General features: G+C 71.0%; 24 protein-coding genes. 18 read left to right on the top strand and 6 right to left on the bottom strand.

Annotated elements, in window-relative coordinates; genetic code table 11:
- Positions 1 to 93: 93 nt before the first annotated feature.
- Together AB0B64_RS44620 and AB0B64_RS44615 are read right to left on the bottom strand one after the other, a co-directional pair.
- Positions 94 to 453, bottom strand: a complete 360-nt coding sequence (locus tag AB0B64_RS44620; RefSeq protein ID WP_358187146.1) for a nuclear transport factor 2 family protein — start codon at positions 451 to 453, stop codon at positions 94 to 96.
- Positions 454 to 535: 82 nt separating this feature from the next.
- Positions 536 to 934: a hypothetical protein gene (locus AB0B64_RS44615; protein ID WP_358187142.1), complete on the bottom strand. Its 399-nt coding sequence runs from the start codon at positions 932 to 934 to the stop codon at positions 536 to 538.
- A 280-nt stretch (positions 935 to 1,214) separates the two neighbouring features.
- On the opposite strand from AB0B64_RS44615, the gene nuoB reads away from it, so the two are divergent.
- Genes nuoB through AB0B64_RS44585 form a run of 6 tightly spaced genes read left to right on the top strand, consistent with a single transcriptional unit; the run spans position 1,215 to position 8,172 of the window.
- The gene (nuoB, locus tag AB0B64_RS44610; protein WP_357955514.1) at positions 1,215 to 1,652 is read left to right on the top strand and encodes an NADH-quinone oxidoreductase subunit NuoB; all 438 of its coding nucleotides are present in this window, start codon (positions 1,215 to 1,217) and stop codon (positions 1,650 to 1,652) included.
- Positions 1,649 to 3,631 (top strand): proton-conducting transporter membrane subunit, encoded by a 1,983-nt coding sequence (locus tag AB0B64_RS44605; protein ID WP_358187136.1) that lies wholly within the window; start codon positions 1,649 to 1,651, stop codon positions 3,629 to 3,631. The genes nuoB and AB0B64_RS44605 overlap by 4 nt, the downstream gene beginning before the upstream one ends.
- Positions 3,632 to 3,636: 5 nt before the next feature.
- A complete protein-coding gene (locus AB0B64_RS44600; RefSeq protein WP_357955510.1) occupies positions 3,637 to 4,563 on the top strand; it encodes an NADH-quinone oxidoreductase subunit H in 927 nt (308 codons plus the stop codon).
- Positions 4,564 to 4,568: 5 nt separating this feature from the next.
- On the top strand, positions 4,569 to 5,228 hold the full coding sequence (locus AB0B64_RS44595) for a hypothetical protein (RefSeq protein ID WP_357654682.1): 660 nt from the start codon (positions 4,569 to 4,571) through the stop codon (positions 5,226 to 5,228).
- Complete coding sequence (locus AB0B64_RS44590; protein WP_358187127.1) at positions 5,228 to 6,712, top strand: proton-conducting transporter membrane subunit; 1,485 nt, start codon at positions 5,228 to 5,230, stop codon at positions 6,710 to 6,712. The genes AB0B64_RS44595 and AB0B64_RS44590 overlap by 1 nt, the downstream gene beginning before the upstream one ends.
- Entirely contained in the window at positions 6,709 to 8,172 is a 1,464-nt protein-coding gene (locus AB0B64_RS44585) for an NADH-quinone oxidoreductase subunit C (RefSeq protein WP_358187123.1), read from the top strand. Before AB0B64_RS44590 ends, AB0B64_RS44585 begins: the two co-directional genes overlap by 4 nt.
- A 46-nt stretch (positions 8,173 to 8,218) precedes the next feature.
- Here the strand turns inward: AB0B64_RS44585 and AB0B64_RS44580 are convergent, their stop codons facing one another.
- On the bottom strand, positions 8,219 to 9,880 hold the full coding sequence (locus tag AB0B64_RS44580; RefSeq protein WP_358187118.1) for a class I adenylate-forming enzyme family protein: 1,662 nt from the start codon (positions 9,878 to 9,880) through the stop codon (positions 8,219 to 8,221).
- A 211-nt stretch (positions 9,881 to 10,091) separates the two neighbouring features.
- Here AB0B64_RS44580 and argC point away from each other — a divergent pair, with 211 nt between their 5' ends.
- The 9 genes from argC to AB0B64_RS44535 are packed head-to-tail and all read left to right on the top strand — an operon-like array spanning position 10,092 to position 19,304.
- A complete protein-coding gene (gene argC / locus AB0B64_RS44575) occupies positions 10,092 to 11,120 on the top strand; it encodes an N-acetyl-gamma-glutamyl-phosphate reductase (protein ID WP_357955501.1) in 1,029 nt (342 codons plus the stop codon).
- A gap of 55 nt (positions 11,121 to 11,175) precedes the next feature.
- On the top strand, positions 11,176 to 12,327 hold the full coding sequence (argJ, locus tag AB0B64_RS44570) for a bifunctional glutamate N-acetyltransferase/amino-acid acetyltransferase ArgJ (RefSeq protein ID WP_357955499.1): 1,152 nt from the start codon (positions 11,176 to 11,178) through the stop codon (positions 12,325 to 12,327).
- Entirely contained in the window at positions 12,324 to 13,196 is an 873-nt protein-coding gene (gene argB / locus AB0B64_RS44565; RefSeq protein WP_357955497.1) for an acetylglutamate kinase, read from the top strand. The genes argJ and argB overlap by 4 nt, the downstream gene beginning before the upstream one ends.
- Positions 13,196 to 14,362: an acetylornithine transaminase gene (locus AB0B64_RS44560; protein ID WP_357955495.1), complete on the top strand. Its 1,167-nt coding sequence runs from the start codon at positions 13,196 to 13,198 to the stop codon at positions 14,360 to 14,362. Before argB ends, AB0B64_RS44560 begins: the two co-directional genes overlap by 1 nt.
- Positions 14,359 to 15,330: an ornithine carbamoyltransferase gene (gene argF / locus AB0B64_RS44555; protein ID WP_357955493.1), complete on the top strand. Its 972-nt coding sequence runs from the start codon at positions 14,359 to 14,361 to the stop codon at positions 15,328 to 15,330. Before AB0B64_RS44560 ends, argF begins: the two co-directional genes overlap by 4 nt.
- The gene (locus AB0B64_RS44550) at positions 15,327 to 15,833 is read left to right on the top strand and encodes an arginine repressor (protein ID WP_357955491.1); all 507 of its coding nucleotides are present in this window, start codon (positions 15,327 to 15,329) and stop codon (positions 15,831 to 15,833) included. Before argF ends, AB0B64_RS44550 begins: the two co-directional genes overlap by 4 nt.
- 29 nt (positions 15,834 to 15,862) lie before the next feature.
- The gene (locus AB0B64_RS44545; RefSeq protein WP_357955489.1) at positions 15,863 to 17,062 is read left to right on the top strand and encodes an argininosuccinate synthase; all 1,200 of its coding nucleotides are present in this window, start codon (positions 15,863 to 15,865) and stop codon (positions 17,060 to 17,062) included.
- A gap of 32 nt (positions 17,063 to 17,094) precedes the next feature.
- Complete coding sequence (gene argH, locus AB0B64_RS44540) at positions 17,095 to 18,516, top strand: argininosuccinate lyase (protein WP_358187101.1); 1,422 nt, start codon at positions 17,095 to 17,097, stop codon at positions 18,514 to 18,516.
- An 8-nt stretch (positions 18,517 to 18,524) separates the two neighbouring features.
- Entirely contained in the window at positions 18,525 to 19,304 is a 780-nt protein-coding gene (locus tag AB0B64_RS44535) for a DNA-3-methyladenine glycosylase (protein ID WP_357955487.1), read from the top strand.
- Here AB0B64_RS44535 and AB0B64_RS44530 read toward each other — a convergent pair.
- Complete coding sequence (locus AB0B64_RS44530; protein WP_357955485.1) at positions 19,244 to 19,645, bottom strand: PH domain-containing protein; 402 nt, start codon at positions 19,643 to 19,645, stop codon at positions 19,244 to 19,246. The genes AB0B64_RS44535 and AB0B64_RS44530 overlap by 61 nt on opposite strands.
- An 84-nt stretch (positions 19,646 to 19,729) precedes the next feature.
- Between AB0B64_RS44530 and tyrS the strand changes: the two genes are divergently transcribed.
- A complete protein-coding gene (tyrS, locus tag AB0B64_RS44525) occupies positions 19,730 to 20,995 on the top strand; it encodes a tyrosine--tRNA ligase (protein ID WP_358187090.1) in 1,266 nt (421 codons plus the stop codon).
- Positions 20,996 to 21,086: 91 nt separating this feature from the next.
- On the opposite strand, the gene AB0B64_RS44520 is transcribed toward tyrS, so the two are convergent.
- Positions 21,087 to 22,571, bottom strand: coding sequence for a glycosyltransferase family 39 protein (locus AB0B64_RS44520; RefSeq protein WP_357955482.1), 1,485 nt, complete (start codon positions 22,569 to 22,571; stop codon positions 21,087 to 21,089).
- A 31-nt stretch (positions 22,572 to 22,602) separates the two neighbouring features.
- Here AB0B64_RS44520 and AB0B64_RS44515 point away from each other — a divergent pair, with 31 nt between their 5' ends.
- Positions 22,603 to 23,202: an HAD family phosphatase gene (locus AB0B64_RS44515; protein WP_358187085.1), complete on the top strand. Its 600-nt coding sequence runs from the start codon at positions 22,603 to 22,605 to the stop codon at positions 23,200 to 23,202.
- 561 nt (positions 23,203 to 23,763) lie between these two features.
- On the opposite strand, the gene AB0B64_RS44510 is transcribed toward AB0B64_RS44515, so the two are convergent.
- Positions 23,764 to 24,147, bottom strand: a complete 384-nt coding sequence (locus AB0B64_RS44510; protein WP_358187081.1) for a PPOX class F420-dependent oxidoreductase — start codon at positions 24,145 to 24,147, stop codon at positions 23,764 to 23,766.
- Positions 24,148 to 24,236: 89 nt separating this feature from the next.
- Here AB0B64_RS44510 and AB0B64_RS44505 point away from each other — a divergent pair, with 89 nt between their 5' ends.
- Positions 24,237 to 24,680, top strand: a complete 444-nt coding sequence (locus tag AB0B64_RS44505) for a MarR family transcriptional regulator (RefSeq protein ID WP_357955476.1) — start codon at positions 24,237 to 24,239, stop codon at positions 24,678 to 24,680.
- The last annotated feature ends 1,396 nt before the right edge of the window (positions 24,681 to 26,076 follow it).

Here is a 26,076-nt window from a genome sequence, read left to right as displayed (position 1 = left end):
TGGCCCATGGCACGGGCAAGCTCCGGCACAAGGCCGGGCCCCCGGAGAGTCTCCAGGGGCCCGGCGAAGCGATGTTGCCTGGTGAAGCAGTCTTCAGGCGGCGGGCACCTTGTCCAGGAAGCCCAGGACCCTGGCGATCCGGCCGTCCGCGGCCAACTGCACCACGTCGAACCCGACCACCACCGGCTCCTCACCCGCCGGGCCCAGGTGCCAGGTGAACCGGGCGATGTCGTGGTGGGCGTCGTACACCTCACCGGGGCTGAACACGAAGCCCGGGAACATGCCCTGCGCGCCCTCGATCAGCGCGGCGAGCCCGGCGTGCCCCGAGACCTCGGCCAGCGGATCGGTGTAGGTCGCGTCCTCGGTCCAGACCTCGGCCACGGCCTTGGCGCGGGCGTCGGCGTCGGTCTCGTTCCAGGCGGCGATGTAGCGGTCGACCAGTTCGTTGCTCATGATCTTTCTACCTTTCGGGTGTTATGGAGAGAAGGAGGGGGTCAGCGGGGCCGGCGGAGGCTCAGGTGATATTGAGAGTGGGTCAGCGGAGCCGGCGGAGGCCCATGATCTGCAGCTCGGCGAAGACGCCGACCACGAGAGCCTGGCCGATCGCCCACACCGCGCCGGGCGTGGTGAACTCCGTCATCCCGGTGACCACGGCGGCCACGCTGCCCACGGTCCAGACGGCGTTGAGCGCGATCACGGCCTTGGTCGCCGCCGGGCTGATCACGTGGCGGCTCGCCAGCAGGCCGACCGCGGCGCCGTACGCGAGAAGGAAGACGCCGATTGCCCTGAGCAGGCCCGCGTCCGGGCCGAGCAGGTCGCTCGCGGGGCCGGCGGCGGCGAGGTAGACGAGCCCGTTGACACCGGTGACGACGGCGTCGGAGGCCAGCGCCAGGCGCAGGAACCTGGCCCGGTCGGTCAGAGTGAGGGCGGTCATTTCGGCGCTCCCTTCGAGCGGTTCGTTCGGACATGAGAACCATGTCAGCGGGGGTGCGGGCGCCGCGATTACGCCAGAGGTAATGCGCGCGCTTATCTCCGGCTCCACCTGGGCCGCGGCTCTCAAAAGACTGTCCCGAGGGAGATCTTTAGCGGTGCGCACTCCGAGCCGCCCGCGTGCGCGGCATAGTGGTCAGCCCGGCGCGGGACGGTGTTCTCCCAGGTCGGGGCGATGGGGGGTCGCAGTGGGTCTGTGGGGAAAAATCCGGAAGACGGGGCGGATGGCCGAGCCGCCGCTGGAACGCGGGAAAGATTGCGAAACGTCCGAGCTGTCGGGATCGGTGCAGATCCGCCACGTGGACGCGGGCTCGTGCAACGGCTGCGAGGTGGAGATCGCCTCGGTGTTCGGGCCGGTCTACGACGCGGAGCGCTACGGCGCCCGGCTGGTCGCCTCACCGCGGCACGCCGACGCGCTGCTGGTCACCGGGCCGGTCACGCGCAACATGGAGATGGCGCTGCGCCGCACCTACGAGGCCGTGCCGGAGCCGCGCATGGTGATCGCGCTGGGCGACTGCGCGCGTGACTGCGGGGTGTTCGCGGGCGCGTACGGCGTCGTGGGGGCGGTGGGTGACGTGGTCCCGGTCGACATCGAGGTGACCGGGTGCCCGCCGCCGCCCGAGGCGATCATCGAGGCGCTGCGCGGGATGACCGGGCGATGATCCTCTACGCGTGCGCCCTGGGCCTCTGCCTGGCCGCCGCCCTCCTCGCCCTGCCGCGCCCACGCGCGATCACCGTCGCGGCGGAAGCGATCACCGCGCTGGCCGGCGTGGTGGCGGCCGTGGCGGGGGTGCGGGCGACGCTCGGCCACGGCTGGTCGGCCTGGCTGCCCGACCTGCTGCCTCTGAGCGGCCTGCGCCTGGCGCTCGACCCGCTCGGCGGCCTGTTCACCGCCATCACGGGCGCGGTTACGGTGTGCGCGGCGATCCACGGCATCGGCTCCGGCGCGGCCAGACCGACGCGGGCGGTCACGCCGCTGTTCGTGGCCGCGCTGCTGCTGGTGCCGGCGGCTGACAGCGTGAGCACGTTCCTGTTCGGCTGGGAGCTGATGGCGATGACCTCGCTCCTGCTCGTGGCGGCCGAGCACCGCGACCGGCCGTCGGTCAGGAAGGCCGCGCTCTGGTACGCCGTCATGACCCACCTCGGCCTGGTGACGATCATGTGCGGCCTCTGCTACCTGGCGGCCGGAGCCACGGGCGACGGCTTCGACCAGCTGCGCGCCGCCGAGCTGTCGCCCGTCGCCAAGGACGTGATCTTCCTGACCACCCTGGCCGGGTTCGCGGCCAAGGCCGGGATCGTGCCGCTGCACGTGTGGCTGCCCAGGGCCTACCCGGCCGCGCCCGGTCACGTGTCGCCGCTGATGAGCGGCGCCATGGTCAACATGGGCGTCTACGGCGTGGTCAGGGTCGGCCTCGACCTGCTGCGCGGCGGCCCCGTCTGGTGGTGGTGGATCGTCCTGGCGCTCGGCGCCCTCTCGGCGCTGTACGGAGTGCTCCACGCGGCCATGGCCACCGACCTGAAGCGGCTGCTCGGCTACTCCTCCACCGAGAACATGGGCCTGGTGCTCATCGGCGTCGGCGCGGCCGGCTTTTTCGCGGCCGACGGCGCCGGCCCGCTGGCCGCCCTCGCCCTCACCGCGGCCCTGCTGCACGTCGTCAACCACGCCGCGTTCAAGACGCTGCTGTTCCAGGCGGCCGGCTCGGTCCATCGGGCCACGGGCACCAGGGATCTCGACGCGCTCGGCGGCCTGCGCACCCGCATGCCGTACACCACGGCCCTGTTCGCCGTCGGCGCCCTGTGCGCGTCGGCGCTGCCGCCCGGCAACGGCTTCGTCAGCGAATGGCTGCTGCTGCAGAGCCTCATCCACGCGCTGCCCGCCTCGGGGGTGGCGGGCGCGGTCACGATGCCGCTGGCCGTGGGCGCCATCGCGCTGACGGCGGGGCTGGCGGTGGCCACGTTCGTGAAGGCGTTCGGCGTCGGGTTCCTGGCCCGGCCGCGCAGCCCGGGCGCCGAACGGGCGGTGGAGAGCCCGCGTACGGCGATCTGCGGGACGGCGCTGGCGGCGGCGGCCTGCCTGCTGCTCGCCCTCGACCCCGCGCTGGTCCTGCCCGCGCTCACCGAGGCCGTCACGGGTGTGATCCCCGCGAGCCGGCCGGTCACCGGGGAGGTGACGCTCCGGCTGAGCGCGATCACCGGCTCGATCTCGCCGGTCCTCATCGCGCTGGCGCTGGCCGGGGCCGTGACGGCGGTACTGTCGCTGGTCCGCGCGGTGGCCGCCCGGCGCCCACGCCGGCCGGCCCGCCTGTGGGACTGCGGCGCGGGACCGGTCTCGGCCCGCATGGAGTACACCGCCACCTCCTTCGCCGAACCACTCCAACGGGTCTTCGTCGACGCCCTGCAACCGGAGAGCGCCATCGACGTGACGGCCGTCAAAGAGTCGGCCTACCTGGTCCAGCGGGTACGGTTCCGGGCCAGGGTGCCCGACCGGGTCGAACGGCGGCTGTACGAGCCGGTACTGGCCGCCGCCGTCAGGCTCGGCGCGCGGGCGCGGCGGCTGGCCGACGGCAGCGTCCACCGCTACCTGTCCTACGGCTTCTACGCGCTGACCGGCGTGCTGATCGTGCTGGCGGTGATCTCGTGATCGCCATGGTGCTGCAAGTACTCGTGGTGGCCGCCGGAGCGCCGCTGCTGGCCGGCCTGATGCGCCAGGTCAGGGCCCGCCTGGAGGGGCGCGCGGGCGCCGGGGTGCGGCAGCCGTGGCGCGACCTGCGCAAGCTGGCCCGCAAGGAGCCCATCGCCCCGCGCGGCACCGGCTACCTGTTCAGGGCGGCGCCGCCGCTGCTGGCCGGAACCACGCTGGTGGTCGCGGCGGCGGTGCCGCTGGTCACCGCCGCCTCGCCGCTCGACGGCGTCGCCGACCTGTTCGCGGTCGCCGCGCTGCTCGCGCTCGGCTCGGTGGCGCTGGCCCTGGGCGGGCTCGACACGGGCACCGCGTTCGGCGGGATGGGCGCCAGCCGGGAGATGACCGTGCTCGCCCTGGTCGAGCCGACGATCCTGCTGGCCGTCTTCGCGCTGTCGATCCGCGTGGGCACCACCGACCTCGGCGCGATCGTCACCGAGACCGCGAGCAGCCCGCTGTCGGTCATCTCCCCGGTGAGCCTGCTGGCCGCCGTCGCGCTCGCGGTGGTCACGATCGCCGAGTCGGGCCGGATCCCGGTGGACAACCCGTCGACCCACCTGGAGCTGACGATGATCCACGAGGCGATGATCCTGGAGTACGCCGGCCCCGACCTGGCGCTCATCGAGTGGGCCTCGGCGATGCGGCTCACGGTCATGCTCGGGCTGTTCGCCGCGCTGTTCGCGCCGGTCGGCATCGCCACCGCGGGCGCCGGGCCGATCATGCTGCTGGTCGCCGTGGTGGCGTTCGCCCTGAAGGTGGCGCTGTTGGGCGGCACGCTGGCGGCCGGTGAGGTGTTCATGGCCAAGCTGCGCCTGTTCCGCATCCCCGAGCTGCTGGCCGGCTCGTTCCTGATGGCCCTGCTGGCGGTCGCCGCCTCCTTCTTCCTGGCGTGAGTGAGATGACTGATCCCGTGTACGTGCAGGCGCTCGACCTGGCCTGCGGCGCCTTCCTGCTGACGGGGGTGCTGGTCCTGTGGCGGCGCGACCTGGCCGCGATCATCTGGCTGTTCGGGCTGCAGGGGGTGGCGCTGGGCGCCCTGATCGCGGTCAGGGGGCTGCACGAGGCCGACGTCGAGCTGACCGTGCTCGGGCTCGGGGTGGGGCTGCTGCGCGCGGTGCTCCTGCCCTACCTCATGCGGCGCGCGCTGGCGGCCGGCGAGGAGGGGCGCGAGGCCCGGCCGCACGTCAGCGTCGCCGCGTCGCTGCTGGTCACGGCCGTCCTGACGATGCTCGCGTACGCGGTCTCCCAGCCCCTCGTACGCCTGGCGCCCACGCCCGCCACCCAGGCCGTGCCGATCGCGCTGACCGTGCTGCTGGTGGGCTTCTTCGTCCTCGTCACCAGGAGGCGGGCGCTGTCGCAGGTGGTCGGGTTCCTGCTGATGGACAACGCCATCACCGCCGCCGCCTTCCTCACCACCACCGGGGTGCCGCTGGTGGTGGAGCTGGGCGTCTCCCTCGACGTGCTGCTGGCCGTACTGGCGCTGCAGGTTCTGACCACCCGGATGCGGGCCGCGTTCGGCGGCACCGACCTCGACGAGCTACGGGAGCTGCACGACTGATGGTGATCGTCCCGGTGGCGCTGCCGCTCGCGGCCGCCTGTCTGTATGCCGTGTTCGGCTGGAATCGCGTGACGGAGTGGCTCGGCGCCCTGTCCGCGGGCGGGCTGCTCGCCGCCGCCGTCCTGCTCGCGCGGGCCGGTGAGGGGAGCGGGCTGTGGGGGTTGCTGCGGGTGGACGCGCTCAGCGCGTACATGCTGATCGTGATCGGCGTCGTGGCGCTGCTGGCGATGCTGGCCAGCCCCGGCTACCTGCGGGCCGAGGCGGCCGCCGGCCATACGGGGCCGCGGGCCGCCCGTAGCTACGGGATCTTCACCCAGTGCTTCGTCGCGGCGATGGCGACGGCCGTGCTGGCCGCGAGCCTCGGGATGCTCTGGGTGGCGGTCGAGGCGACCACGATCCTGACCGCGTTCCTGGTCGGGCAGCGCCGCACCAGGAAGGCCACCGAGGCGGCCTGGAAGTACGTGGTGATCTGCTCGGTCGGCATCGCGCTCGCGCTGCTCGGCCTGGTGATGGTGCACTACGCGGCCGTACACGCCGGGCTGTCCTCGCGCGAAGGGCTCGACTGGGTCTCGCTCGCCGGGCACGCCGGGCGGCTGGACCCGGGGGTGACGCGGATCGCGGTGGTGCTGCTCGTACTCGGCTTCGGCGCCAAGGCCGGGCTCGCGCCGCTGCACGCCTGGCTGCCAGACGCCCACAGCCAGGCGCCCGCGCCGGTGTCGGCGCTGATGTCCGGGGTGCTGCTGTCGGTGGCGTTCTACGCGATCCTGCGGGTCAAGGTGGTCTCCGACGTGGCGCTCGGGGCGGGGTTCTGCCGGATGCTGCTGATCGTGGTGGCGCTGGCGTCGCTGGCCGTGGCGGCGGCACTGCTGATCGGGCAGCGCGACTTCAAGCGGATGCTGGCCTATTCGAGCATCGAGCACATGGGGCTGATCGCGCTCGGCGCGGCCATCGGCAACGGGCTGGCGCTGGGCGCGGTGTTGCTGCACATCCTCGGGCACGGGCTGGGCAAGTCGGTACTGTTCATCGGCTCGGGACGGATCCAGCAGGCGGCCGGGAGCAGCAGCGTCGACGCGGTGCGCGGGCTCGGCGGGCGGGCGCCCGGACTGGCCGCGGCCTTCGGGCTCGGGCTGCTGGCGCTGCTGGGGTTGCCGCCGTTCAGCCTGTTCGCCAGTGAGCTGGGGATCGTGCGGGCGGGGTTCGCGGCCGGGCTCGGCTGGGCGGTGGCGCCCGCGCTGGTGCTCATGCTGGTGATCGTCGCCGGGGTGGGCAGGGTGGCGGGCCGCATGCTGCTCGGCACCGCGCCACCGGGCTTGGAAGAGGGGTCTGGCGGGCGGTCGCGTGGCGCGGGTGTGGCGCTGGTCGTCGGGCTGGTGGCGTGCGCGGTGCTCGGAGTGACGCTGGGGCCGCTCCGGCCGCTCCTGGAGTCCGCTGTGACCATCGCGACCGCCGGACCGCCGCTGAGCGCTATGGGAGGTGCGCGATGACGGCCACGCTCCCGCTGGTCGCCGAGATCGGCCCAGGCGAGCTCGCCGGGTGCGCCGCCGAGCTGCTGGCTCTGGGACACCGCGTCGCGCTCGTGGCCGCGCACGCCGAGGACGACGGCTTCCGGCTGGTCTACCTGTTCACCGCCGCCCGTCCGGCGAGGCGGGCCGAGCTCCACGTACGCCTGACCGAACCCGCCGTACCCAGCCTGGCCACCCTCTCCTTCCCGGCCGGGCGCTTCGAGCGGGAGATCCGCGACCTGTACGGCATCACCCCCGAAGACCACCCGCTGCCCAGCCGCCTGGTCCGCCACCACCACTGGCCCAGAGGCTGGTACCCGATGCTCCCCGACGCGGGCCCGCCCCCGTCGTTCGGCGACCCCGAGGGCCCGTACCCGTTCGGCGACGTGGAGGGCGACGGCGTCTACGAGATCCCGGTCGGCCCCGTGCACGCGGGCTGCATCGAGCCGGGCCACTTCCGCTTCTCGGTGGTCGGCGAGACGATACTCAAGCTCAAGGCCCGCCTGTGGTTCGTGCACAAAGGCCTGGAGCAGCTCTTCGAGGGCCGCCGGCCGGAAGAGGGGCTGGCCCTGGCCGAGCGGGTCAGCGGCGACACCTCGGTCGGCCACGCCCTGGCCTACTGCCTGGCCGTCGAAGAGGCCACCGGCACGGCCGTCGACCCCGACTCGCAGCGCGCCAGGGCCGTGCTGCTGGAGCTCGAACGCCTCTACAACCACGTCACCGACCTGGGCGCGCTCTGCAACGACGTCGCCCACAGCGTGCTGCAGGCCCACTGCGGCACCGTCCGCGAGCAGCTGCTGCGCGTCAACGCGGAGGTCACCGGCCACCGCCTGCTGCGCGGCGCGATCCGGCTCGGCGGCGCCGAGCCGCTGGCCCTGCCCGACACCGCCAGGCTCGCGGCGCTCGGCGCCGAGGTGGCCGAGATCGTCGGGCTCGCGCTCGGCCACGGCGTGGTGTCGGACCGGTTCACCGGCACCGCCGTGCTCACCGAGCGGGCCGCCGCGGACCTGGGCACGCTCGGCTACGTGGCCAGGGCCAGCGGGCTGGACGTCGACGCCCGCCGCGACCATCCGTTCATCGACCTGGGGCCGTTCCCGGTGGCGGTGCGGGCCGGGGGAGACGTGCTGGCCCGCTTCCAGGTCAGGGCCGACGAGATCGCCGCCTCGATCGGGCTGATCGAGAGGCTGGCGCACACCTCGGGTGACTGGAGCCTGCCGGACGGCCGGCGCGGCTCGGGCGTGGGCATCGTCGAGGGCTGGCGGGGCACGATCGTCCACCGCGTCGAGCTGGGCGCGGACGGCCGGCTGGCCAGAGTGAAGATCGCCGATCCGTCGTTCTTCAACTGGCCCGCCCTGCCGGTCGCGCTGGGCGGAGCGATCGTGCCCGACTTCCCGTTGGTCAACAAGAGCTTCAACCTGTCCTACGCGGGAAACGATCTCTAGCCGCCCAGCACCTCACGGCCCCTAGCCGCCCGGCACCTCGCGCCTTCTAGCCGCCCAGCACCTCGCGACGCAGGTGGGTCTTGAGGATCTTGCCGCCCGGGTTGCGCGGCAGCTCCGCGTCCCTGAACCAGATGTGCGCGGGGATCTTGAACTTGGCGATGCGTTCCGCCAGGAAGGACTGGAGCTCCTCGGCGGTGGTCGAGGTGCCCGGCTTGAGCCGGATCACCGCGCCCACCTCCTCGCCCAGCTCGTCGTGCGGGACGCCGATCACCGCGGCGTCGTCCACCGCCGGGTGCTCGAACAGGGCCGCCTCCACCTCGGCGCAGTAGACGTTCTCGCCGGCCCTGATGACCATGTCCTTGGCCCGGTCCACGATGTAGACGAAGCCGTCCTCGTCGATCTTGGCCAGGTCACCGGTGTGCAGCCAGCCGTCGACGAAGGTCTGCGCCGTCGCCTCCGGCTTGTTCCAGTAGCCCATGATGACGTTCGCGCCGCGTACGCACAGCTCACCCACCTGGCCGGGCGGCAGCTCCTCGCCCAGCGGGCCGGACACCCGGACGTCGACCACGGCCGTGGGCAGGCCGATGCTGTCGGGCCTGGCCAGGTAGTCGGGGCCGGCGTTGCCGATGGCCAGGCCGGTCGTCTCCGTCATGCCGTAGCCGTTGGAGGCGGCGCGGTCGGGCAGGTTCTCGCCGATGCGCTCCAGCAGCTTCGGCGGAGCCGGTGCCCCGCCGTAGCCGAGGGTGGTCAGCGACGACAGGTCGTACTTGACGAAGTCGGGATGCGACATCAGCTGCCACGCGTTGGTCGGCACGCCGATCATCGCGGTGATCCGCTCCCGCTCGATGAGCCGCAGCGCCTGCCCAGGGTCCCACTTGTACATCAGGACCAGCCCGCCGCCTGCGAACATGGTGGTGGTCAGCGCGGAGAAGCAGCCGGTGACGTGGAACAGCGGCACGGTCAGCAGCGTCACCCGGCGCGTGCCCGTCGCCGCGGCGACGTCCTTGCCCGCCAGCGCGACCCCCCGGATCAGCCCGTAGGCGAGGGTCATCGGCGACTGGCCCAGGTTGCGGTGGCTGCCCAGCGCGCCCTTGGGCTGCCCGGTCGTACCGGAGGTGTAGAAGATCGTGGCCGGATCCTCGGGGGAGAGCTGGACGTCCGGCAGCGTCACATCCCCGCTGACCTCGCCCAGCACGTCGGCGAACGAGCGCGCGCCCTCGGGCACCTCGCCTCTGGCCACGATCATCGGCACGCCCGTGCCGGCGAGCCGGACGGCCCGCTCACCGTCCACGATCAGCACCTTGGCGTCACAGTCACGTACGCCGTAGGCCAGCTCCGACTCGGTCCACCAGGCGTTGAGCGGCACGGCGATAGCCCCGGCGGCGAGAGCGGCGGAGAAGGCCACCGCCCACTCCGGATAGTTGCGCATGGCCACGACCACCCGGTCGCCCTTGGCCACGCCGTAGTCGGTCACCAGGCGGTTGGCCAGCGTCGCCGCCCGCCTGAAGTGCTCCTCGAAGGTGATGTGCTCGTCCTCGTAGACGAGGAACTCCTTCTCGCCGTGGTATCTGCTCATCTCCAGCAGGGCGCGGAAGTGGGCCGGAGCGTGTTTCCAGGTCCGCACCCCCGTATCGCCGATCTCCTCCATCTCGAAAAGCTGGCCAGGACCGGTGAGCTGGGCTTGGACCTGGGCATGAGAAAGAGTCATGCGAAGTACTCCCGCGGTGGACGGCGCTATCGGATAAATCACAGTACCGACCGGTAGGTACGTCGCGCTAGAGCGCGAAATCCGGCTGAAACGGGGGGTTAACCGTCTCGCTATGTGAGCGCAATGGCGCGCCCAGCTTGCGTGTTCATGCCCTGGAGTGCATCATCGTCATAGTAAGGACATGAGTTTAGGTGCATGATTATGCAGGGGGTTGGGAATGAGAGCGGCGATCGCGGGAGCCAGCGGCTACGCGGGCGGTGAGCTTCTGCGCCTGCTGCTCGGGCATCCGGAGCTCGAGATCGGCACGCTCACCGCGGCCGCCAGCGCGGGCAGCGCGCTCGGCGCCCACCAGCCACACCTCCCGCAACTGGCCGACCGGATCATCGAGGACACCACCCCGGAAACGCTGGCCGGGCACGACGTGGTCTTCCTGGCCCTGCCGCACGGCCACTCCGCCGCCGTCGCCGCCCAGCTCCCCGAGAGCACGGTCGTCGTCGACTGCGGCGCCGACCACCGGCTCGCCGACCCGGCCGCCTGGCAGGAGTTCTACGGCGGCGAGCACGCCGGCACCTGGCCCTACGGCCTGCCCGAGCTGCCCGGCCAGCGCGAGGTGCTCAAGAGCGCCAAGCGCATCGCGGTGCCCGGCTGCTACCCGACCTCCGTCATCCTCGCCCTGCTGCCCGCCTTCGCCGCCGGCCTGGCCGAGCCCGACGTGGTCGTCGTCGCGGCCAGCGGCACCAGCGGCGCGGGCAGGTCGCTCAAGCCCAGCCTGCTCGGCAGCGAGGTCATGGGCTCGGTCAGCGCCTACGGCGTGGGCGGCGTCCACCGGCACACGCCGGAGATGGAGCAGGCGCTCGGCGCCGTCGCGGGCACGCCGGTCCGGGTGTCATTCACCCCCACACTGGCCCCGATGAGCCGCGGCATCCTGGCCACCTGCTCCGCCCCCGCCGCGCCCGGGCTGACCAAGGCCGCTGTGCGCGAGGCGTACGAGAACGCGCTGGCCAAGGAGCCGTTCGTCAACCTGCTGCCCGAGGGCACCTGGCCCGCCACCGCGATGACCTACGGCGCCAACACCGCCGCCCTGCAGGTGACGCTCGACGAGCGCGCGGGCCGCGTGGTCGCCGTCATCGCCATCGACAACCTCACCAAGGGCACGGCCGGAGGCGCGATCCAGAGCGTCAACCTCGCACTCGGCCTGCCGGAAGAGCTCGGCCTCCCCCTGACAGGAGTTGCTCCGTGAGAGAGCGCAGCGTACCAACCGACACAGCAGTCCAGCGGCCGGCAGAGGAGAACGCATGAGCGTGACCGCTCCCCTCGGTTTCAGAGCCGCGGGCGTCGCCGCGGGCATCAAGTCCGGCGACGCCCGTGACCTGGCCCTGGTCATCAACGACGGACCCAACCACGCCGCGGCCGGTGTCTTCACCGCCAACCGCGTCAAGGCGGCCCCGGTCCTGTGGTCGCAGCAGGTCCTGCGCGGCGGCCGGGTCCGTGCGGTCGTCCTCAACTCGGGCGGCGCCAACGCCTGCACCGGCCCCGAGGGCTTCCAGGACACGCACGCCACCGCCGAGAAGGCGGCCGAGGTGCTCCAGGACTCGGCGGGCGAGATCGCGGTCTGCTCCACCGGCCTGATCGGTGAGCGGCTGCCCATGGACGCGCTGCTGGCCGGGGTGGAGCGCGCCGCCGCTCAGCTGTCGCGCGACGGCGGGCTGGCCGCGGCCGACGCCATCCGCACCACCGACACCGTCTCCAAGATCTCCTTCAAGCGCGCCGACGGCTACATGGTGGGGGGCATGGCCAAGGGCGCGGGCATGCTCGCCCCGGCCCTGGCCACCATGCTCTGCGTGATCACCACCGACGCCGACCTGACCGCGGAAGAGCTCGACGCCGTGCTCCGCGAGGCCACCTCCAAGACCTTCGACCGCCTCGACGCCGACGGCTGCATGTCCACCAACGACACCGTCCTGCTGCTGGCCAGCGGTGCCGCCGGGGTCAAGCCGGACCTGGCGGAGTTCGGGCAGAAGGTCACCGAGGTCTGCGCCGACCTGGCCAGGCAGCTGCTGGTCGACGCCGAAGGCGCGTCCAAGGCCATCGCCATCGAGGTGGTCGGCGCGGCGTCGGAGGACGACGCGGTCAAGGTCGGCCGCACCGTCTCCCGCTCGAACCTGCTCAAGTGCGCCATCCACGGCGAGGACCCCAACTGGGGCCGCGTGCTGGCCGCCGTCGGCACCACCGACGCCGTCTTCGAGCCCGACCGGCTGAACGTGGCCATCAACGGCATCTGGATCTGCCGCGGCGGCGCCGTCGGCGACGATCGGAACAAGGTGGACATGCGCCCGCGCGACGTGACGATCACCATCGACCTGTCGGCCGGCACCCACTCGGCCACCGTCCACACCACCGACCTGACCGCGGACTACGTCCACGAGAACTCGGCGTACTCCTCATGAGGACCATCACCGCCCACACCAAGGCGGACACCCTCATCGAGGCCCTGCCCTGGCTGGCCCGCTTCCACGGCGCGACCGTCGTCATCAAGTACGGCGGCAACGCGATGATCGAGGAATCGCTCATGGAGGGCTTCGCCGAGGACATCGGCTTCCTGCACTACGCCGGTCTGCGGCCGGTCGTGGTGCACGGCGGCGGCCCGCAGATCAGCAAGCACCTCGACCGGCTCGGCATCGAGTCGACGTTCACGGCCGGGCTGCGGGTCACCACGCCCGAGGCCATGCAGGTGGTCAGGATGGTCCTGGTCGGCCAGGTCAACCGCGACGTCGTCGGCCTGATCAACAGGCACGGCCCGCTCGCGGTCGGCATGTCGGGCGAGGATGCCCACCTGTTCACCGCCGAGCGCAAGCACGCGCTCGTCGACGGCGAGCACGTCGACATCGGCCAGGTGGGCGAGATCGTCAAGGTCGACCCGGGCGCCGTCCAGGCCATGATCGACAACGGCCGCGTCCCCGTCGTCTCCAGCGTCGCCCGCGGCGAGGACGGCGAGATCTACAACGTCAACGCCGACACCGCCGCCGCCGCGCTGGCCGTCTCCCTCAAGGCGCAGAAGCTCATCGTCCTGACCGACGTCGAGGGCCTGTACGCCGGCTGGCCCGACGACACCGACGTGATCGACAAGCTCGACGGCGCCGAGCTGGAGGCCATGCTGCCCTCACTGTCCAGCGGCATGAAGCCGAAGATGGAGGCCTGCCTGACGGCGGTCCAGGGCGGCGTCCCCCAAGCGCACATTCTCGACGGCCGGGTCTCCCACTCGCTGCTGCTGGAGATCTTCACCGACCAAGGAATCGGAACCATGGTGATGCCCTGATGAACCTTCGCGACAGGTTCGAACAAGCCTTCATGCCCAACTACGGCGTCCCGCCGATCGCCCTGGCACGAGGCGAGGGCACCCGCGTGTGGGACGTCGACGGCAGGGAATACCTCGACTTCGTCGGCGGCATCGCCGTCAGCTCGCTCGGCCACGCCCACCCGGCCCTGGTCGAGGCGGTCTCCAAGCAGGTCGCGACGCTCGCGCACACCAGCAACCTCTACCTGCACGAGCCGGAGGTGCTGCTCGCCGAGCGGCTCCTCGGCCTGCTGAACGCCCCCGGCCGCGTCTTCTTCGCCAACTCCGGCACCGAGGCCAACGAGGCCGCCTACAAGCTCGCGCTCAAGTACGGCAGGCGCGACGGCCGCACCTACTTCGTCGCCGCCGAGAACGGTTTCCACGGCCGCACGATCGGCGCCCTCTCGCTGACGGGCAAGAAGTCGATCCGCGACCAGTTCGGCCCGTTCCCGGTAGAGGTCCAGTTCGTCCCGTACGGCGACGCCACCGCCCTCAAGGAGGCCGTGACCGGCGACTGCATCGCGGTGTTCCTGGAGCCCACTCAGGGCGAGGCAGGCGTGGTCCCGCCGCCCGACGGCTACTTCGCGGCGGCCCGCGAGATCTGCGACTCGACCGGCGCGCTGCTGGTCGCCGACGAGATCCAGTCCGCGATCGGCCGCACCGGGCACTGGTTCGCCCACCAGGCCGACGGCGTCACCCCCGACATCCTGACCCTGGCCAAGGGCCTGGGCGGCGGCCTGCCGATCGGGGCGTGTGTCGGCTTCGGCGACGCGGGCCGGCTGTTCGACAAGGGCGACCACGGCTCCACCTTCGGCGGCAACCCGGTCTCGTGCGCCGCGGCGCTGGCCGTGCTCGACAACCTCGACCTCGACCACGTGCGGACGACCGGAGCCCGGCTGCGGGCCGGGCTCGAAACGGTCGCTCATCCGCTGCTGAAAGGCGTGCGCGGACGCGGGCTGTGGCTGGCCGCCGTGCTGGCCGAGCCGGTCTCCGGCAAGGTGCAGCAGGCGGCGGCCGAGGCGGGCTTCCTGGTCAACGCGCTGCAGCCGGACGCCGTACGGATCGCGCCGCCGCTGGTCGTGACGGCCGAGCAGGTCGACGCGCTCGTCGCCGCGTTCCCCGGGATCCTCGCCGAGGCGGCGAAATGACGGCGCGTGCGGGCTCGGGGCCGATCGAGCAGGGCGCGGCCGCGGCGCGTGTCCGGCATTTCCTGAGAGACGATGACCTGTCGCCCGCCGAGCAGGCCGACGTTCTCGACCTGGCCGCCGCGATGAAGAAGGACCGCTACGGATACCGCCCCTTCGAAGGGCCGCAGACCGTCGCCGTCCTGTTCGACAAGCCCTCGACCAGGACCCGAGTCTCCTTCGCCGTCGGCATCGGCGAGCTGGGCGGGCTCCCGCTGGTCATCGACGGCGGCAGCTCCCAGATGGGCCGGGGCGAGCCGATCGAGGACACCGCCAGGGTGCTCGAACGGCAGGTCGCCGCGATCGTCTGGCGCACCGGCGCCCAGACGGGCCTCGACGGCATGGCCGCGGGCACCGCCGTGCCGGTGGTCAACGCGCTGACCGACGAGTTCCACCCCTGCCAGATCCTCGCCGACCTGCTGACCGTCCGCGAACGGTTCGGCAGGACGGCCGGGCTGACCCTGACCTACCTGGGCGACGGCGCCAACAACATGGCCCACTCCTACCTGCTGGGCGGCGCCACGGCCGGGATGCACGTACGGATCGGCGCCCCCGTCGGCTACCAGCCGGACGCCGTCATCCTCGACCAGGCCGCCGCCATCGCCGCGACGACCGGCGGCTCGGTGATCTCGCTGACCGATCCGGCCGCCGCGATCCAGGGCTCGCACATCGTCGCCACCGACACCTGGGTGTCGATGGGCCAGGACGGCAAGGACGAGCGGGTGCGCGCGCTCATGCCGTACCAGGTCAACTCCGAGCTCATGGAGCACGCCGCGCACGACGCGATCGTGCTGCACTGCCTGCCCGCCTACCGCGGCTACGAGATCACCTCCGAAGTGATCGACGGCCCGCGCAGCGCCGTGTGGGACCAGGCCGAGAACCGCCTGCACGCCCAGAAGGCGCTGCTCCACTGGCTGGTGAGCCCCGCATGACCATTCCGATGACCAAGGTCGCGCGGCAGGCGAAGATCACCGACCTGCTGCAGCGGCAGGCCGTCCGCTCCCAGCCCGAGCTGGCCAAGCTGCTGGCCGAGAGCGGCGTGGAGGTCACCCAGGCCACGCTCTCGCGCGATCTGGACGAACTCGGCGCGCTCAAGCTGCGCGCCGAGGACGGCTCGCTGGTCTACGCGCTGCCCGGTGAGGGCGGCGGCCGCATCCGGGTGGCCAGGCTGGGCACCGGCGAGTCCCCGGCCGCCCGGCTGCACCGGATCGCCGAGGAACTGCTGGTCTCCGCCGAGGCGTCGGCCAACCTGGTCATCGTCAGGACTCCGCCGGGCGCCGCCCAGTTCATGGCCTCGGCCATCGACCACGCCGACTGGGAGTCCATCCTCGGCACGGTGGCGGGCGACGACACGATCCTCGTGATCAGCCGCGATCCCCAGGGCGGGAGCGTCGTGGCAGAGGCCTTGCTGAGGGTCGCCGCCCGGCGTACTTAGCCCGTTTTACCAAGATTTTGGAGGTACCGATGACTCAGAGAGTGGTACTCGCCTTCTCCGGAGGTCTGGACACCTCCGTCGCGATCCCGTTCCTGGCCGAGAAGATGGACGCCGAGGTGATCGCCGTCGCCGTGGACCTCGGACAAGGCGGCGAGGACATGGAGGTGATCCAGAAGCGGGCCATGGACTGCGGCGCGGTCGAATCCGTCGTCGTGGACGCCAAGGAGGAGTTCGCGGCCGACTTCTGCGTTCCCGCGCTGCAGGCCAACGCCCTCTACATGGACCGCTATCCGCTCCTGTCGTCGCTGTCGCGCCCGCTCATCGTCAAGCACCTGGTGAGCGCGGCCAAGCAGTTCGGCGGCACGATCGTCTCCCACGGCTGCACCGGCAAGGGCAACGACCAGGTACGGTTCGAGGCCGGCCTGGCCGCGCTCGCCCCCGACCTGCAGGTTGTCGCCCCGGCCCGCGACTTCGCCTGGACCCGCGACAAGGCGATCGAGTACGCCGAGCAGCGGGGCCTGCCGATCGAGACCTCCAAGAAGAACCCGTTCTCCATCGACCAGAACCTGTGGGGCAGGGCCGTCGAGACCGGCTTCCTCGAGGACATCTGGAACGGCCCCACCGAGGACGTCTACGCCTACACCGCCGACCCGGCCGTCCCCCGTGACGCCGACGAGGTGGTCATCACCTTCGAGCAGGGCGTCCCGGTCAAGCTCGACGGGCGTCCGCTCACGCCGTACCAGGTGATCGACGAGCTGAACACCCGCGCGGGCGCGCAGGGCGTCGGCCGGATCGACATGGTCGAGGACCGGCTCGTCGGCATCAAGTCGCGCGAGGTGTACGAGGCGCCCGGCGCGATCGCGCTGATCACCGCGCACATGGAGCTGGAGAACGTCACCGTCGAACGGGACCTGGCCCGCTTCAAGCGCGGCGTCGACCAGCGCTGGAGCGAGCTCGTCTACGACGGCCTGTGGTTCTCGCCGCTCAAGGACGCCCTCGACGCGCTCATCGCCGAGGCCCAGAAGCACGTCACCGGCGACATCCGGATGACTCTGCACGGCGGCAAGGCCACCGTCAGCGGCCGCCGCTCCGAGCAGTCGCTGTACGACTTCTCGCTGGCCACCTACGACACCGGCGACACTTTCGACCAGTCGCTGGCCAAGGGCTTCGTCCAGCTGTTCAGTCTGCCCTCCAAGATCGCCGCCGCGCGCGACGCGAAGAAAGGATGATGTGCACTATGGTCGCGGGGGACGAGAAGGAGATGACGTTGAGTGATGGCAAGCCGATGCGGCTGTGGGGCGGGCGATTCGAAGGGGGTCCCGCCGACGCGCTGACCCGGCTGTCGGTGAGCGTGCACTTCGACTGGCGGCTGGTGCCGTACGACCTGGCGGCGTCCAGGGCGCACGCCCGGGTGCTGCACAAGGCGGGGTTGCTGAGCGACGACGAGCTCGAACGCATGATCGGCGCGATCGATGACCTGGAGCGGGCCTGCAAGGCGGGCGAGTTCCGGCCGACGGTCGCCGACGAGGACGTGCACACCGCGCTCGAACGCGGCCTGCTGGAGCGGCTCGGCTCGCTCGGCGGCAAGCTGCGCGCCGGCCGCAGCCGCAACGACCAGATCGCCACCGATCTGCGCCTCTATCTGCGTGACCACGCCCGCACGATCGTCTCCCGGCTGGTCGAGCTGGAGACGGCGCTGATGGCCCAGGCCGAGCAGCACGCCGACACGGCCGCGCCCGGCATGACCCACCTGCAGCACGCGCAGCCGGTCTCCTTCGGACACCAGCTGCTCGCGCACGTGCACGCCTTTGCCCGCGACATCGACCGGGTCACCGACTGGGACCGCCGCGCGGCCGTCTCGCCGCTCGGCGCCGGCGCGCTGGCCGGCTCGTCGCTGCCGCTGGACCCGGAGGCCGTGGCCGTAGAGCTGGGCTTCTCCTTCGCCTCGCTCAACTCCATGGACGCGGTGTCCGACCGTGACTTCGCGGCGGAGTTCCTGTTCACCGCGGCCCTGATCGGCGTGCACCTGTCGCGGCTCGGCGAGGAGATCGTGCTCTGGGCCTCGCAGGAGTTCCGCTGGATCGAGATGGACGACGCCTACTCCACCGGCTCGTCGATCATGCCGCAGAAGAAGAACCCCGACGTCGCCGAGCTCGCCCGCGGCAAGTCCGGGCGGCTCATCGGCAACCTCATGGCGATGCTCACGACGCTCAAGGGCCTGCCGCTCACCTACAACCGCGACCTGCAGGAGGACAAGGAGCCGGTGTTCGACTCGGTCGACACGCTGCTGCTCGTCCTGCCCGCGATGGCCGGCCTGGTCGCCACCATGCGGGTCAACACCGCGCGCCTGGAGGCGTCGGCTCCCGACGGCTTCGCGCTGGCCACCGACCTCGCCGAGCTGCTCGTACGCCGCGGCGTGCCGTTCCGCGACGCGCACGAGGCGGTCGGCCACCTGGTGGTGTGGTGCCAGGTCAACGACAAGGACCTGGGCGAACTGACCGACGACGAGCTGGGCAAGGTCTCGCCGCACCTCACCCCCGACGTCCGCGACGTGCTCAACGTCCCCGGCGCCCTCGCCGCCCGCAAGGCCCACGGCGGCACGGCGCCCGACCGGGTCCGCGACCAGCTCGCCGCGCTGCGCGAGACGGTCGACGCCCAGGCGGCGTGGGCCGCGGGGGCCTAGTCTCCGGCATGGACTCCGGGACCCTGGATTCGGCGCCCCTGCCGCGCAGCTTCTTCGACCGGCCGTCGCACGAGGTCGCGCCCGACCTGCTCGGGCGCGTGCTCGTGCACGGCCCGGTCGCGGTCCGGCTCACCGAGGTCGAGGCGTACGGCGGCCCCGGCGAGGATCCGGCGGCCCACACCTACCGGGGACGGACCCCCAGGAACGCGGTCATGTTCGGGCCACCTGGGCATCTGTACGTGTACTTCACCTACGGCATGCACTTCTGCGCGAACCTGGTGTGCCTGCCCGAGGATCACGGGTCGGCGGTGCTGCTGCGGGCCGGTGAGGTGGTGGCGCGGGCCGACCTGGCCCGCTCGCGCCGCTCAGGAGACGGCGACGGCCCGCCCGTCTCCGGGCGCAAGCCGATCGCGGACCGGGACCTCGCTCGCGGCCCCGCCCGGCTGGCGGTCGCCCTCGGGCTGGCGCGCGAGCACAATGGGCTCGACGCCGTATGGGAGGGCTCACCGGCTGTGCTGCCGCACTTCCATGACGCTTCTCGCGGCGATGAGCCCGAACACGCGGCGTGGCTCACCGGGCTCCCCAAGGGGACCGTGGCCATGCTCGGCGGGCGGCCCGCAGAGGCGGACAGGATCAGGTCGGGGCCGCGCACCGGGATCTCGACCGCCAAGGACACCCCGTGGCGGTTCTGGATCGACGGTGACCCGACCGTCTCACCCTTCCGGCCTCACACGCCGCGCCGCCGCAACACCGCGGCCACCTCGGTCGGGGAGGCACCCAGCTCGTGAGCGCTGAAGATGTGCAGCTGGTCGCCGGTGTCGATCTCCAGCATCTCGCTGCGCAGGCCGTACCTCCTGCGTACGTCCACCTGGATGTCCTCGATCGCCTCCCACGGGACGTGCCGCCGCCCGGCGAAGCCGTGCACCACGGTGACGCCGCTCTCGTCGGCCGCCAGCCGTACCGGGACCAGGACGTCACGCAGCCCCATGGCCCCCACCAGCAGGGCGGCCGGCACCGCCAGCACCACCCCGCGTACATCACCCTGGACATACCAGAACAGGGCGAGACCGGCACACGCCACAGCCCCTAGGATCTTGAAAACGGCCAGCTCGCGACGGACCTTCCACATGGCGACCGAGATTATCCAAGTAGCGGTCATCCGGCGCGATCGGGCACTCTGTAACCACTCGACGTCTCCTGGAAAGCCAGCACCGTGACCGACATTCTCGATGAGCTCGAATGGCGCGACGTCCTCGCGCAGACCACCGACATCGACGCCCTGCGCGCGGCGCTGTCGAAAGGTCCGATCACGGTCTATGCGGGCTTCGACCCGACCGCGCCGTCCCTGCACATGGGCAACCTGGCCACGCTGCTGATCCTGACCCGCTTCCAGCGGGCGGGCCACAAGCCGATCGGCCTGGTCGGCGGCGCCACCGGCCTGATTGGCGACCCCAGCGGCCGCAGCACCGAACGCGTACTCAACACCACCGAGGTCGTGGAGGAATGGGTCTCCCGGATCCGGGTGCAGGTGGAGAAGTTCCTGACCTTCGACGACAGCCCCACCTCGGCCGCGCTGGTCAGCAACCTGGACTGGACCGCCGAGATGTCGGCCATCGGCTTCCTGCGCGACATCGGCAAGCACTTCCCCGTCAACCGGATGCTCGCCCGCGAGTCGGTGGCGGCCCGGCTCGGCGGTGAGGGCCTCAGCTACACCGAGTTCAGCTACCAGATCCTGCAGGCCAACGACTACCTGGAGCTCTACCGGCGCAACGGCTGCACGCTCCAGGTCGGCGGCAGCGACCAGTGGGGCAACATCACGGCCGGCGTCGACCTGGTCAGGCGCGTCGAGGGCGGCCACGTGCACGCCCTGACCGGCAAGCTGATCACCAAGGCCGACGGCACCAAGTTCGGCAAGACCGCGGGCGGGTCGGTCTGGCTCGACGGCGCGCTGACCTCGCCCTACGCCTTCTACCAGTACTTCCTCAACGCCGACGACCGCGACGTGGTGCGCTTCCTGAAGGTGTTCACCTTCCGCGAGCGCGAGGAGATCGAGGCGCTGGAGAAGGCGGTGGCCGACCGCCCGTTCGCCCGCGAGGCGCAGCGGACGCTGGCCGAGGACCTGACCACGCTCGTCCACGGCGCCGACGAACTGGCGGCGGTCGTGGCGGCGTCCAAGGCGCTGTTCGGTCAGGGGTCGCTCGAGGAGCTGCCGGGCTCGACGCTGGCCGCGGCGCTGGCCGAGGTGCCGAAGGCGACGGTTCCGGCTCTCGGGGCGCCGTTCGTGGACCTGCTGGCGGACAGCGGGCTGGTGGAGTCGAAGTCGGCGGCCAGGCGGGCGGTGAAGGAGGGCGGCGCGTACCTCAACAACGTCAAGATCACCGACGAGTCGTACGTGCCTGAGGCTTCGGACCTGCTCCACGGGCGGTTCATGGTGCTCCGGCGCGGCAAGAAGGCGGTCGGCGGCGTCGAGGTCGGCTGACCGCGCCTTTCGCTTTTCGCCTTTCGCTTTTCGCGTGAGTTGTGCGGGCCCTTCCCAGGTTGTGTGGGAAGGGCCCGGTCTATCTGTGGGCCTATTTGCTGGCCTGTTTGTGGGCGAACACGGCCACGGTGAGGCCGGGCGTCTCCGCCGAGTGCCAGGCCCCGGTCTGCTTGTAACCCGCCTCCAGTACGGCCTTAACCCGCGGCAGCTTCTGCCCGGCGGACTTGACCCCGCGCCACACGACCCAGACCCGCTCTCGATCGGCCAGCGCGGCGGCGACGTCATCGCGCTCAGGAAAGCCGAACCCCTCCGCCTCCGGAGCGGCCCCCAGCCGCAGCACGTCGTCCGGCATCGACCCGTCACGGTAGTAGTCGAACCCCGCACGCACCGAGCTCTGCCCGAACACGACCGCGTCCCCCGGCCGCGCCTCCACCTTCCGCACGGCCCACGGAAAGTCCTCGAAGCGCCCGTTGGCCTCCCGTACCTCCACCTGCTGCGGTACGCCCACCGCCACGGCGACCACCACCAGCCCGCAGCAGGCCACCACCCCTCCACGCGGAACACTCGCAACCGCGATCCCCGCCAGCAACGCCAGAGCGGGCGCGGCGACGAACAGGTACCGATCCACATAGACCGGCGTCACCAGATGCGACACGGCCAGCAGCAGGACGGGCGGCAGCACCAGCCAGCCCAACAGCGTCCCCGCCCACGCCCTGTTGCGCAGCAGCACCACACCGGCCAGCGCCACCACGAACAGCACCACCCCCACCTCGGTGCTCCCCGCCGCCATCTTCGGGAACTTCAGCAGCACCTCCGGCCCGCGCTGCGGGATCCAGCTGATCGCATGCCGCTCGCCGTACCCGACCAGACCGAGAACGAGCGCGGGCAGGCAGCCGACGGCGACCGCGGGCGCCCACCTCAGGAGCACGGCGCGGCGGGGGAGCAGCGCTACGGCGGTGACCAATTGAGCGGGCAGCACGAGCACCGCGAACAGGTGCGTGCAGCACACCAACGCCACCGCCGCCGCATAGACCACCCAGGGCGCGCGCTCGGCCTGCTCCTGGGCTCGCGTGGTCTGTTCCTGTTCCTGGGCTCGCGTGGCGCGGTGAAGGGCCCAGAACGAGAAGACCACCGCGGCGGCCGCGGGCGCGTACGAGCGGGCGAAGGCGCCGTAGTACGACACCGACGGCAGCGCCGCGAACAGCAGGCCGGCCGTCACCCCCGCCCACGTACTGTGCACCCGCCGCCCCAGGTCCACCAGGAACCACGCGGCGACTCCGATGGCCAGCGCCGATGGCAGCCGCAGCCACAGCTCCGCGGTCCCGGCCTTCGCCCAGAGCTGCATGAACAGGTAGTACGGCAGGAAATGACCGTCGATGTGCCTCGCCAGCTCCCACAACCCCGGCAGCGACCGGGACGCGGCGCTGATCGTGGCCAGCTCGTCACCGTTGAGAGAGGCGGATCCCGAGCCGCTGAACGCCACGACTCCGGCGATTCCGGCCACCCACCACGGGCTTGACGTGCGCGAACGTATGACTGGCCGGGCTGGAGGGGCGAGGGTGGAGGCGGTGGTCACCGGGGCAGAATACGCGCATAGGCTCAGATTTATGCCTGAAGTGATCGTGTTTGACCTTTACGGAGTTATCGCCCGCGTTCAGACCGCTGACGCCAAACAGGGCCTCGTCGACCTCGCCGGAGTGCCGGGGGAGAGCTTCTGGGAGGCGTACTGGGGGTGCCGGCCCGACTATGACGCCGGTCAGGACGCCGTGGCCTACTGGGCGGCGGTCGCCGGACGGCTGGGCACGCGGTTCGCCGACGTGGACGCGCTGATGGCGGCCGACCTGGAGAGCTGGTGCCACGTGGACGACGAGATGGTCGCAGTGGTGCACGAACTGGCCGATCAGGGACGGACGCTCGGGCTGCTGTCGAACATCGTTCCGGACCTGGTGCCGCTGTGGGAGGCGCGGCACGGTGACTGGCTGGGCCGGTTCGCGTCGCTGACGTACTCGTGCCGGATCGGGGTGGCGAAGCCGGACCGGCGCGCGTACGAGATCTGCGCGCAGCGGTTGGGAGTGGAGCCGGGGGAGGCGCTGTTCTTCGACGACAACGAGGTCAATGTGGTCGCGGCTCGGGAGGCGGGGATGGCGGCGGAACTGTTCGTCTCGCCGGCGCAGGTACGCGCGCTCACGCTTTCCGGTGGGTCTTGACCGTCCACCGGGTCTTCGGGTGGGTCTCGATCCGTCGGCGCTGAGCGTGACGTCCCGCAGAGCGGTGTAGTTTCTCACCCGGTCAGCCCTGTGCGTCCACGTAGGAAACGAACAACAAGATCGTTGACCCACCGCTGGGGGGACATCACTTGATTCGTTCGAGCAGCGTCGTTCGCGTAGTAACAGCCGCGGCGCCGGTCTGCGGGACGCCGGGCTTGCCTCTCGCGTGGGCCTTGGCCAAGCCGGCACCCGCCCTGGGCGGTCGCGGGCGAGCCTGACCAGCACCGCTCACCCGCAGCGGTCTCGCCCACTCGCAGGTTTCGCCCAGCTTCGGCCATCTCGCCCACCCTCGGCCATCTCGCCCACTCGCGGTTCTCGCCCATCCGCAGCCGTCTTGCACCCCCGCAGCTCTCGCCACTCACTCGCGGCGGTCTTGTCTTCCCGCAGCGGTCTCGCGCTTCCAGGCCCGCTCGGGCGGCGGCGGCTCGGGCCATGGTGGCCGCCCCCGGTCTTCACGGGCTGGTCGCTGATCGTTTCACTGGTTGGTCGTATGTGTTGTCGTCACTGGCTGGTCGTACGTGTCGGCCGGGCGACGATGACCACCCGCCGCTCCGCGTCGCCCACCGGCCGGTCGTACTGCAGGCCGTAGCGGGTGGCGAGCACGTCGAAGAAGTCGCCCGACGGGTCGGGGTCGATCCGCTCCACCACGGCCCGGATCTCCAGGTACCGGTACGGCTTGTCGGGGTCGTTGATGGAGACCGCCAGGTTCCCATTTGCCGCGACATTTCGGTATTTCTGACGGTCCGTGGTCGTCGTGAAGCGCAGGAACTCGCCGTCCCACACCGTCCAGACCGGGTTCACATGTGGCTTCCCGTCTGGCGCGATGGTGGCCAGATGCGCGAACAGCGGCCTGGTCAACAGGTCCAGATGGCTCTCAGGAATCACGTGACGCCTCCTCATTCGTGTGTACGGCTCTGCACATTATCAAAGCTTTGATAGTCGTCAATGCTAGATTGCTTGTAGCATCTCGTGTCATGGGCATGCCCGCGGAGGAGCGCCTCGGCCTCGACATCAAGCGAGCCGAGCAGGAACTGATCGCCGCCAAGCAGGTCGCGGTCAGGCCCGCGGGGCTGACGGTGCCGCAGTACGCGACGCTCTACGTATTAGCGGCCAACCCCGGCATCTCGGCCGCCGCTCTCGCCCGAGCCTGCTTGGTGACCCCGCAGGCGATGACCGTGGTGCTGAAAAACCTCGAGGCACGTGGCCTGGTCGAACGTACGCCGCACCCATGGCATGGCAATGTCCTGGAGACCCGACTCACGGACGCCGGCCGCCTTGCGCTGGAGGAGGCGGACGAGCGGGCGGTGCGGATAGAGCAGGCGATAGCGGACGAACTCACCGCAGAGGAGCGTGACACCCTGCGCTCCCTCCTCCGACGCTGCGGAACGGCGATCGACCGGGCATCCTCGCAACTGTGAAGGTTTGCCCTCGGCGCCTACACCGGGCGTTCCGCAGTGATGACGTCCCGCGGTGTGGATTCTCGGCCGCTCGACCCCGATCATCCCTGGTAGAAGCCATGTAACGAGATCGTGGATCATCACTTAGTGGGATGTCATCCCCGCGGTACCACGTTCACCTGTTCGGTCCGCGCTCCTGTTCGGCTCGCCATCCGTCCGATCCGTCCGGTCCGTCCGGTCCGTCCAGTCGCGATCCGTCCGGCCGCCGTCCGGTCGCCATCCCTCTGGTCCTGGGTCCGTCCGGTCCTGGGTCCGTCCGGTCGTGATCCGTCGGGTCCTGGATCCGTTCGTGGAGGAGAAACCGCAGCACGCAAGAGCGACCTGACGCTGATGGGTGTCTACTTGTTCACCCCAGCCATGCACGAGGCCTGTCCCGCGAGCCGTTCGGATGACGTCCCGCAGAGCGGCGTCGTTTCTCACCCGCTCAGCCCTGTGGCTCCGCGTAGGAAACGCACGGCGAGATCGTTGACCCACCCCTGGGTGGGACATCACCTCCGTTAGGCCCCGCCCGCTCTCCCGGTCCGCGCTCTCTGCCTTCTGCCCGCTTCGTGGTCGGTCCGGCTCGCCCTCTGCTCAGCTCGCCCTCTATCTGGTCCGCGTTCTGTCCGGTGCGAGCTCTGCTCGGCCCGCCCTCTATCCGGTCCGCTGTCGGTCCGGACCGCTGTCGGTCCGGACGGTGCACCGGACTCAGGGTTGCCCGCCCCGCCCCAAAGCTCATCTTGCTCATCTTGCTCATCCGCATATCGGCAATGGGTTCCGAGCCTCGTCATGTCCCGCCATCTCCCTCCAGGAAACTAGGGATATGTCCCGCCATGTCGCTAGTTGCCGCGGCTTGGACGCTTCGTGTCTCCGATCTGCTCGGCGTTTGCGCAGATCAGAACCGGCCTTGCTGGAGGTCCCGTGGACACCTAGAGAGCGGGCGTGAACGCCGATTTGACGTGGGGCGAACGGCGACCTAATCTTCTCTTCGCCCCGGGAGTGAGCCGGACGCCGATCAGGCGGACGGGCCCCCAGGGCGAACCCCTTGAGAAACGAGCCACTCGGCCAGGCGCTTACATGCGCTCGCTGGCACGAGTCGTCTCGGGTGCGCTCAGATCACCGGAAAATCGGTTGATTCGACAAGCCCAGGATGGCACGGTAAGTTATGAGGGTTGCCCTGGAGACAGGGTGCACAATCTTAGACGGTTTGCGCAGCTTCCAGCAAGTCTCCGATTTGACGCGAAGCTGACAAGCTGGATAAGCTTAGGACACAACGAAATGAACGCCTCTCGCAGGTTGGGGAGTACGCGTCCGTTTCTTGAGAACTCAACAGTGTGTTAAAAGCCAGTGCATGATGCACAACCCCGTCATGTCTGCG

Origin of the sequence: Nonomuraea sp. NPDC049129 (assembly GCF_040648495.1) — a bacterium.
Lineage (GTDB): Bacteria > Actinomycetota > Actinomycetes > Streptosporangiales > Streptosporangiaceae > Nonomuraea.
This window is presented reverse-complemented; position numbering and strand designations above follow the sequence as displayed.